The organism is Paenibacillus rhizophilus (genome assembly GCF_003854965.1).
GTDB classification, from domain to species: domain Bacteria; phylum Bacillota; class Bacilli; order Paenibacillales; family Paenibacillaceae; genus Paenibacillus_AQ; species Paenibacillus_AQ rhizophilus.
In genome coordinates this window covers 278,538-287,910 of record NZ_RQPI01000006.1, presented here as the reverse complement: position 1 = coordinate 287,910, position 9,373 = coordinate 278,538, and the positions used below count along the sequence as shown (strand labels likewise).

The following is a 9,373-nucleotide window of genomic DNA, read 5'->3' as shown; positions in this document are numbered from 1 at the left end:
ACTTCCCTACTCAGTACGAGCGTCTACGTCAATTGCACTTAAACGGTTGAACCGCCGTATACCGAACGGTACGTACGGTGGTGTGAGAGGTCGGCTACTCAACTAATGGGTAGCCTCCTACTCGATTATGAAGCCTGCTCTATATTCCGTAGTTATTCCTTCGCCTTGGACTTATTGTCTGCCCAGGCATTATTCCCGAATATTTTATAAAGACGAAGCAGAAAATAATGAATTTTATGATGAAGAGGGTCTGCTATGATTGCAATGTAAGGGTATTCAATAACAGAAAGGGGAGAACAGTATTGAAAAAGAAAACAAAATTGGCTATAAGCGCAATGCTCATTACCGGTCTGCTGGCCGGATGTGGAAATAGCGGAGGAGGCAACAGCTCGGCGGAGGGGAATTCTTCCGGGACAAAAAGCGAGAAGGTAACGCTTACCTTCTGGAGAAACTCCGGCAACGATTCCGAGAACTCGGCGTACGATAAATTGGTGGCATCCTTTAATGAGAGCCATCCTGACATCAAAGTGGAGATGAGCCCGATCCCGTATGCGGATTACGATACAAAGCTTAGAACGTCCATCGCTTCGGGCAACCCGCCGGATATTATGGCGATCGATGCGCCGAACATGGCTTCCTATGCGCAGGCGGGCGCTCTACAGCCGCTGACGGAATACTTTAAAAAGGATGGCAATCTGGAAGATATTCCGGAGTCCACCATCAAAACGTATACTTACAAGAACGAGATTTACATGGCGCCGCTGACCGAATCATCGATCGCCTTGTTCTACAACAAGAAGATGTTCGAAGCAAAGGGCATTCCGCTTCCTTCCAAAAATCCGGATGAGCCGATTACCTGGGATCAAGTGCTTGAAGCGGCCCAAAAGCTGAACAATCCGGATGGCGGTGTCTACGGCATCGACCCTGCTCAAGGCTTCGGCAACGCGGGCGGAACGGCTTACTTCAAATACCCGATCATCTGGCAATTCGGCGGCGATATCATGAGCCCGGACGGAACGACCTCCAAAGGCTATCTGGATAAGCCGGAAACGAAAAAAGCGCTGCAATTCTTCTCGGATCTGTATAACAAGTCCAAGGTATCCTCTCTGGAATACCCGCCGGACCCGTTCCCTAACAATCAGCTTGCTATGACAATCGACGGGTCTTGGTCGCTGGGCAACTATGCCGAGAAGTTCCCGAACTTCAAGCTGGGCGTCGATTACGACATCGCCCCGCTGCCTAAAGAAACGCAGCAGGCCGTTGCGAACGGAAGCTGGTCGCTGGCCGTCTCCGCGAAGAGCAAGAACCCCGAGGCCGCTTGGCAGTTCGTCAACTATGTAACGGGAGCGGAAGGCTCGAAGACTTATTGCTCGATTACCAAAGACATTCCGGCCCGCTATTCGGTAGCCAAGCAATTTCCGGAATTGAACGAATATCCGAAGAACATCTTTGTCGTGCAGAACCAAAAATACGGCAGACCGCGTCCGATTACGCCGATCTTCCCGCAAATGTCTGAAGCAGTTAACAAGATGATTGAGGAAGTGACGATCAGCGGACGGAACGTCGACGCCGCCGTTGCCGATGCCATCACCAAGATCGACAAGGCTTATGCCGATCTGCCGCAAAAATAAACGCCTTCCCGGGATAAGCGGGGGAGCAGTGAATACGATTGAAGAGAGGCGTCCGGAAATCCGGCCGTCTCTTTTCGGACTTCGGAACGGAAAGAAGATGGAGCACATTTCTTTTTGGGTAAAAAGCGTCTATACTGATTAAAGTTTGCCGGCCCGAAAGCGCCAAGCGGGGCCTTTAGATAGGAGCTGTAATGGATGCCGTACTCGCTGCGAAGCCGATTGATGCTGACTTTTTCCATACTGCTGATTATTCCTTTTACTGCGGTAGTCTTCATTCTGAGTAAGGAGTCCGCGAAGCTGATCCAATCTTCCATTGAGACTTCAACGCTTCAGACGATTGACCAGTTCGCTTCCCATGCCGATACACTGCTCATGCAGATCGAAGACACGGGCAAGCAGGTGCTCAGCAGCACGTTCACCCAGCAATGGATTACAACCCGATTAAACAGGGGCAGTTCAACCGGGGAACGATATTTGGCGATGCAGCAGCTGCGGAATTTTTTCTCCTCCTATGCCATCAATAACTCCAACATCATCTCCATTTCCGCGTTTAAGGAAGATGGCGGGGGAATCTGGACGCAGGATCGAAGCTATGAAGGCAGCGAATGGTATAAGCAATACAAGCATATGAATGTCCGCTGGACCGGGGCCCACAGTGATCCCGATCAAAGCGATGCAAGCATGCGCGAGAGCGAAGTGAACAGCCTTATCGTTCCGCTCGTTCAGCTTCAATCGCTGAGCAACATCGGACTTCTCAAGATCAACTACCCGACCAGCCTGCTGCGCGGAGATATTGACAAGATCCGGTTCGGCAGCAGCGGAAGAGCTTTTTTGCTGACCGAGGAAGGAACCAGCGTGCTTGACCAGAACCTAGGGAGCAGCAAGCAGGTTCTCAGCGAGGGATTGGATTATGTGAAGGCGCATTCGGCCGGACTAATCAGCGGAATCATTCCGCTCCGGCAGAAGGATAGGGATTATCTGCTGTTCTACCGAAAGCTGCCGGCGCAGAACTGGATTATTATCGGCGAAGTGCCCGAAGCCGAGCTGTATGCGAAGATCACCCAAATTAAACAGACGCTGCTGCTGGGAAGCCTTGGTCTGCTGGTAGTTGTTATCGCGGTAGCCCTCTGGTTGTCTATCGGGATTACAAGGCCGCTGAGCGCCATGGCGCGGGCGATGAGGCATGTCAAGCACGGGCGGTTCGATCTTGCCCTGCAGCATATGCCCAAGGCCGGGAAACGGCAGAGCGAGGTCAATTATGTCGCCAGCGTATTCGAGCAGATGACCCACCGGCTTAAATATTTGATCGAGACCGAATTCGAGACGGACCTGCGGCGCAAAAATGCCGAATACAAGGCGCTGCTGCTGCAGATCAATCCGCATTTTTATTACAATACGCTGGAGATTATAGGCGGGCTGGCGGCGATGAAGCGGGAGGATCTCGTCATGGACGCGACGGAAGCGCTCGCCAAGATGATGAGATATTCGCTCAGGCTGGACAGCGACCTCGTGAAGGTAAGCGAGGAAATGGGCTATATCCGCGATTATTTGTTCATTTTGCAGCTGCGTCATCAAGACAGTCTGACCGTCTCCATCGACTGCGATCCGCAGACCGAGTCACTAAATATTGCGAAGTTCATTTTGCAGCCGCTGGTGGAGAATGCGGTGAAATACAGTCTGGAAAAAGGAAACATCGCCGAAATTACGCTTACCTCCGAGCTGCGGGACAACTTACTGTGGCTGACGGTCCAGGATAACGGAATCGGCATGTCGGAGGAACTGATCCGCAGCGTGCTTGCGGATACGGAGCTGAGGAGCGGGGTCGGCATATTGAACGATAAAGGAAACAGCATCGGTCTGCGAAATGTGCTCTCCCGCTGCCGTTTATATTATGGCGATCTGTTCGAAGCGAATTTGAAGTCCGAATTGGATGTAGGTACTTCCATTACGCTGAAGCTGCCGCCTGTAAGGAGCTGAATGCAATGTATACGATTATGCTGGTCGATGACGAAAAGGGCATCCGCGACAGCATCAAAGCCAAGATTAACTGGGAGGAAGCCGGTTTTCGGATTGCATATGAAGCATCCGGCGGCGGAGAAGCGCTGCAGCTGCTGGAAGAAGGGCCGCTGCCCCATCTTCTCATCTCCGATATCCGAATGCCGAAAATGAACGGCATCGAGCTCATCACGATCTGTAAGGAACGGTATCCGGGACTGCGCACGGCTGTGCTGTCGGGTTATTCGGACTTCGAATACTTGAAAGCGGCTATCCAGTTGGGCGTTAAAGACTATCTGCTGAAGCCCGTCGCACGCGGCGAACTGACCGAAATGCTAGGCAGAATCGCCACCGACATTCGCGCGGAGCAGGAAAGGCTTCGCGATTCGGAGCTGGAGCGTCATCAGAAGAATGAGCAGCTTCAGATGCTGCAGGAGCATTACTTATTGCAGCTGGTCAAAGACGAATGGTACAGTCTTTCCGCCGTGAAGGAACGGCTGCAGCAGCTGCAGCTCGCCCCTCTGGCTGCGGACGGCTTTAAAGCCCGCTTCGCCGCGGTGGAGATGCGGATTCCGCCGGACAGGCTGGGCGTTACCCGGGAACGCAGGGATCTTATGAATCTGGCCTTCCAAATGCTGTGTAGGGAGACGGCTTCGCGCCGGGATGGCGTCTATCCGTTTCCGGAAATTGCGCATTCCTCCATGATGTATTTTCTAATCGTGATGAAGGACGGGGTGCCGGAGAACAGCGCGGAGAACTTCGTCGCCGAATTAAAACGGAATATCGCCGAATATCTGAATGTGGACAGTGTGGCGGGAATCGGGGAGAAGGCGGAGGGTTGGGACGCCTTGAAGAACGGCTATGCCTCCTGTATGCTGGCCTGGAGCCGGAGCACCGTGCATGAACAAAAAGACAGCGGACAGACCGGGCTGCTGGAGCTGACGAACGCTTTTACGCCCGAGACGGAGCGCAAGCTGGTGCAGGCGATCGAGAACCTCGATATGCCGGCGTTCCGAAGACAACTGCAAGCCGTCTTTTCCGCCGACCGGGATACGCCGGTATTCGCCTTCACCTTTCTGGCGCTCCGGCTGCTGCTGCTGTTCAGTTCGGTGGCGAAGAAGTTCGAGCTGGGCGACTCTTCACTGCAAAAGCATTTATGGAACTGCCAGATGACCATATCGGATTATCAATCCAGGGAAGGCATTATGGGGCAGATCGACGAGCTGGCCGGCCTTGTAATGGAAGAGGTCAAGAAGACACGTTTTTCCAGCGGCCAGCATATCGTGGAGGCGGTCCGTCAATATGTGGAGGAGAACTTCTGTTACGAGCTGAATCTATCCTCCTTGGCGGATATGTTCCACTTGAACGAGACGTATCTCTCGGGCCTGTTCAAGCAGCATGTGGGAGTCACCTTCAGCGATTATGTCACGGGTCTGCGCATCGCAAAAGCCCAGCAGCTCCTGAAGGAGAACGAGCTGAAGCTTACCGATATCGCGATGCTTGTCGGCTACTCCAGCTCCAGTTATTTCAGCACCGTCTTCAAGAAGGCGTGCGGCAAAAGCCCGAAGGAATACAGGGAAGACTATTTGCAGAACGCACGGTGACGCGCTCTTCGCGTTAGCCGACATACTGCCGCTGTCATTTAATCAAAAACCGTACCTTGGCGGGTGAACCGCTTTGGGTGCGGTTTTTTGCTGTCCACAAGCGGGTCAAAAAATTGCAAGTCAATATCCAATGATATTGAAATTTTTAAGCCGGCCGGTCGTCTACAATGATATCACAAGGGAAGAATCTTATATTTTGAACCCAAGGATAGGAGTAGACGGCATGAGCGGAAAAACAAAAAAGCTGTTATGCCTGATGGCTCTGGCGCTAGTTATGGCGGTGTCGGGCTGCGAAAAGGGAGGCCCGTCCAAAGGCGGAGAGGCGGAAGGAGAAAGTACGCCAAATGAAGTGACGCCGGCGCCTTTCACCTTCAGCAAGGACCCGAATTATTACACCGAGCTGTATCGGCCGCAATATCATTTGTCCCCTGAAACGGGCAATATGAGCGACCCGAACGGGATGGTCTTTTTCGAGGGGGAGTATCACCAGTTCTATCAGAACAGCGGACAGTGGGGGCATGCGGTCAGCACGGATCTCATTCATTGGCAGCATCTGCCGGTGGCGCTGCTGCGCGATTCGCTCGGAGAGATTTGGTCGGGCAGCGCGGTGGTGGATTGGAAAGATACTAGCGGTTTTTTTGACGGCAAGCCGGGTCTCGTAGCGATATTCACGCATTTCAAGGGCGGCCAGCAGTCGCAGAGCATCGCCTACAGCGCCGACAAAGGGCGGACGTGGACCAAGTATGAAGGGAATCCCGTCATCCCGAATCCCGGACTTAAGGATTTCAGGGATCCTAAGGTGTTCTGGTATGAACCGTCCAAATCTTGGACGATGGTCGTCTCTGTGGATAACAAAGTCAGGTTCTATTCCTCGCCCGATCTGAAAAAATGGGAAATGACCAGCGAATTCGGAGCGGATCAAGGTTCTCACGCCGCGGTCTGGGAATGTCCGGACCTGTTCGAGCTTCCGGTTGAAGGCACGAAGGATAAGAAGTGGGTGCTGGCCGTGAGCATCGGCAACAATGCGGCTACCAAAGGCTCCACCGCACAGTATTTCGTCGGATCTTTCGACGGCAAGACCTTCACGAATGAAAATGATCCTTCCAAGGTGCTCTGGACCGATTACGGAAAGGATTTCTACGCCGCCGTCTCTTATTCCGACATTCCCGAAAGCGACGGCCGGAGGATTTATACAGGCTGGATGTCCAATTGGCGCTATCCCTTTAATATGCCGACAGACCCCTGGAAGGGCAGTATGTCCGTGCCTCGCGTGCTGACGCTTAAAGAAGTTCCGGGTGAAGGACTGCGGCTTGCGCAGCAGCCGGTCAAGGAACTGGAAGCTCTGCGCGGCAAGCCGGCGGAGATACCGGCACAGGAGCTGAAGCCGGGCTTAAACCCCTTCTCCTCGCTGCTGGGCACATCCTATGAGTTGGATACGGCTTTCATTGTCGGAGACGGGGCGGAATTCAGCATTAAGGTAAGAAAGGGAAGCGGTCAGGAGACGGTCATTTCTTACAACGCCGCATCTTCCACCTTAACGGTCGACCGAACCAAATCGGGGGAGAGTTCGTTCGAGCCGGACTTTGCCGAGAAGGTTGAAGCGCCGCTGAAGCCGGAGAACGGGACCGTCAAGCTGCGCCTCTACGTGGATGAATCCACGCTGGAAGTGTTCTCGGGAGATGGCACCGCGGTAATCTCCAGCATTATTTTCCCGAGCGCCACGAGCAGCGGCCTCGAGCTGGTTCTCTCCAAAGGCAGCGTTAAGCTGGAAAGCGCAACGCTCTATCCGATGAAGTCCGTTTGGCGGGACGAAGCGCCGGATGGTATAACCCCGCTGAGGGTCGTGCTGAACAAGAGCAGCCTGGATGTGCCGGTCGGAGGCAGCGCGCAGGCGATGGCGGCGGTGCTCCCGTATTCCGCGCCACAGAAGCTGGTCTGGGAATCATCCGACGAGACGGTCGCTAAGGTTGTGAGCGACGGAGGAACGTCAGCCGTCATCAAGGGAGTCAAGGAGGGCCAGGCGGAAATCAAGGCGCGTACGCAGGACGGCAAAGTCTTCTCCGTGTTGAGCGCGTTCGTTTACAAGCCGTAGCCTGCCCATGAAAATTGTTTGAGTCAATAAAAATATCCGCCGCACGGGAGCTTCCTTGCAAGCCGGGGGCTGCGTCCCGGAGCGGCGGAAGGATTGGAGATGAGGTAACATATGGCAAGCCCTACAACAACCGCTAAACCCGCGGCAAATATCTTACCGAAAAAGAACCGTAACTCCTTTTTGAGAGGCGAAGAGATGACGGCATGGTGGTTTGTACTTCCTTCGTTCGCCCTCCTGCTTATCTTTGTCTTCTATCCGATGCTGCAGGCGTTCATTATCAGCTTTCAAAATTATAATCTGGTCGGCGGCACCAAAAGTTTTGTCGGACTGGACAACTACAAATCGCTGATGACGGATCATTCTTTCCTTGCCAGCCTCGGGCATTCGTTCTATTTCGCAATCATCGTCATCCCGATTCAGACATGCATTTCGCTCGGTATGGCGCTGCTGATTCAGAAAAAGGTGGTCGCGACCGGACTGTTCCGGACGCTCTACTTCATTCCGGTCGTCATTTCAACGGCGGTGGCCGCGACGGTCTTCAAGCTGATTTACAACAAGGAATATGGCCTGCTGAATAATTTCCTCGAGCTCTTGCATTTGCCGACTACAAACTTCCTGTCCAATCCGGACACGGCGATGAACGGGGTCATTATGCTCGGCATGTGGAAGGCCGTCGGATTTTTCATGATCATTTTTCTCGCGGGGCTGAACAATATTCCCCAGGATTTATACGAAGCGGCTAAAGTCGACGGCGCAAGCAAAATCCAGCAGTTCTTCCGGATTACGCTTCCTATGCTTAACCGCACCACAGCTTTTGTTGTCATCATCACGACGATTGATGCCATCAAGATTTCCGGTCTGGTGTTCGTTCTTACCAACGGGGGGCCCAACGGAGCGACCGAAACCGCAGTCTTCTATATTTATCAAATGGCATTCAAGCAAATGCAAATGGGATACGGAACGGCGGCGGCGTTTATTCTGTTCGCGATCGTGCTCGCCATTTCGCTTGTGCAGATGAGACTGTTCCGGAATCAGGATTACTAGGAGGGATAGCTATGAACCGTTTTGCAAGCTTTGCTAAATATACAATCATGATCATCATCGCCATCGTGTCCATCATTCCGATTATCTGGATGATCTCGGGGGCGTCCCGTCCCTATGCGGAATTGTTCAAATACTCGAACAGCTTTAATATCCATTTGTTCGTGCCGGTGCAGCCGACTCTGCAGAACTTCAAAGATGTCATCTTTAACGAGCGGAATCCGTTCCTCACGTATATCGGCAACACGCTATTCGTCGCTTCCATTGTCACGGTGCTCGTGCTGCTGATCAACTCTATGGCCGCGTTCGCTTTTGCCAAGCTGCGTTTCCGGGGCAAGGCGATCGTATTCGCCCTGTTCATGTCCGCCATGATTATTCCCGGTGAAGTGACATTGGTTCCCAACTATTTGCTCATGCACAATTTCGGTTGGCTTGATTCGTACAAAGCGCTGATTATTCCCTCGATGCTGTCCGTGTTCGGCATTTTCCTGCTCCGGCAGTTCTTCGCCGAGGTTCCGGATGAAATTCTGGAGGCGGCCAAAATCGACGGCGCAACTATGACGCGCACCTTTGCCCGGATTGTACTGCCCGCGGCCGTACCTCCGATGATCACGCTGGGTCTTATGACCTTTCTCGGCAACTGGGACTCCTATTTATGGCCGCTGATCGTCATCAACGACGACAAGAAGCAGATGATCCAGGTCGCCATTGCCGCATTCTCTTCGGCGGAGGGTACGGACTGGTCGAAGATTCTGGCGGCGAGCACAATTTCAACCGTTCCCATTCTGATTCTGTTCCTGTTCCTCCAGCGTTATTACATTCAGGGGATTACCATGTCGGGTGTAAAAGGCTGACCAAAAGCTTCAACCGGGGAGTTGGCCGGACTTAAAAGGATCAGCCGGTACCGGAATGAACTGGCGCAAGCCTTCTGACGGACCGTCCAATTCGAGGCAACTCGATCCATATCGGCAAGACTGAGGATTGCCAAGGGCATGTCCTCGTTGCAATAA

General features: G+C 53.1%; 6 protein-coding genes. All 6 read left to right on the top strand.

The window, feature by feature from the left end:
- The first annotated feature begins 302 nt into the window (after positions 1–302).
- The gene (locus tag EH198_RS13535; RefSeq protein WP_246014282.1) at positions 303–1,631 is read left to right on the top strand and encodes an ABC transporter substrate-binding protein; all 1,329 of its coding nucleotides are present in this window, start codon (positions 303–305) and stop codon (positions 1,629–1,631) included.
- Between the two features lie 195 nt (positions 1,632–1,826).
- Complete coding sequence (locus EH198_RS13530) at positions 1,827–3,608, top strand: cache domain-containing sensor histidine kinase (RefSeq protein WP_124696049.1); 1,782 nt, start codon at positions 1,827–1,829, stop codon at positions 3,606–3,608.
- A 5-nt stretch (positions 3,609–3,613) separates the two neighbouring features.
- Positions 3,614–5,230, top strand: a complete 1,617-nt coding sequence (locus EH198_RS13525) for a response regulator transcription factor (protein WP_124696048.1) — start codon at positions 3,614–3,616, stop codon at positions 5,228–5,230.
- Positions 5,231–5,453: 223 nt separating this feature from the next.
- Entirely contained in the window at positions 5,454–7,322 is a 1,869-nt protein-coding gene (locus EH198_RS13520; RefSeq protein WP_124696047.1) for a glycoside hydrolase family 32 protein, read from the top strand.
- Between the two features lie 195 nt (positions 7,323–7,517).
- Positions 7,518–8,366, top strand: coding sequence for a carbohydrate ABC transporter permease (locus EH198_RS13515; protein ID WP_179035215.1), 849 nt, complete (start codon positions 7,518–7,520; stop codon positions 8,364–8,366).
- A gap of 11 nt (positions 8,367–8,377) precedes the next feature.
- Positions 8,378–9,217, top strand: a complete 840-nt coding sequence (locus EH198_RS13510; RefSeq protein WP_124696045.1) for a carbohydrate ABC transporter permease — start codon at positions 8,378–8,380, stop codon at positions 9,215–9,217.
- Positions 9,218–9,373: the final 156 nt, after the last annotated feature.

Bases quoted from the DNA above. Each gene is read 5' to 3' on its own strand.
- EH198_RS13530 (WP_124696049.1), top strand. From the start codon at position 1,827: ATGCCGTACTCGCTGCGAAGCCGATTGATGCTGACTTTTTCCATACTG.
- EH198_RS13525 (WP_124696048.1), top strand. From the start codon at position 3,614: ATGTATACGATTATGCTGGTCGATGACGAAAAGGGCATCCGCGACAGC.
- EH198_RS13520 (WP_124696047.1), top strand. From the start codon at position 5,454: ATGAGCGGAAAAACAAAAAAGCTGTTATGCCTGATGGCTCTGGCGCTA.
- EH198_RS13515 (WP_179035215.1), top strand. From the start codon at position 7,518: ATGACGGCATGGTGGTTTGTACTTCCTTCGTTCGCCCTCCTGCTTATC.
- EH198_RS13510 (WP_124696045.1), top strand. From the start codon at position 8,378: ATGAACCGTTTTGCAAGCTTTGCTAAATATACAATCATGATCATCATC.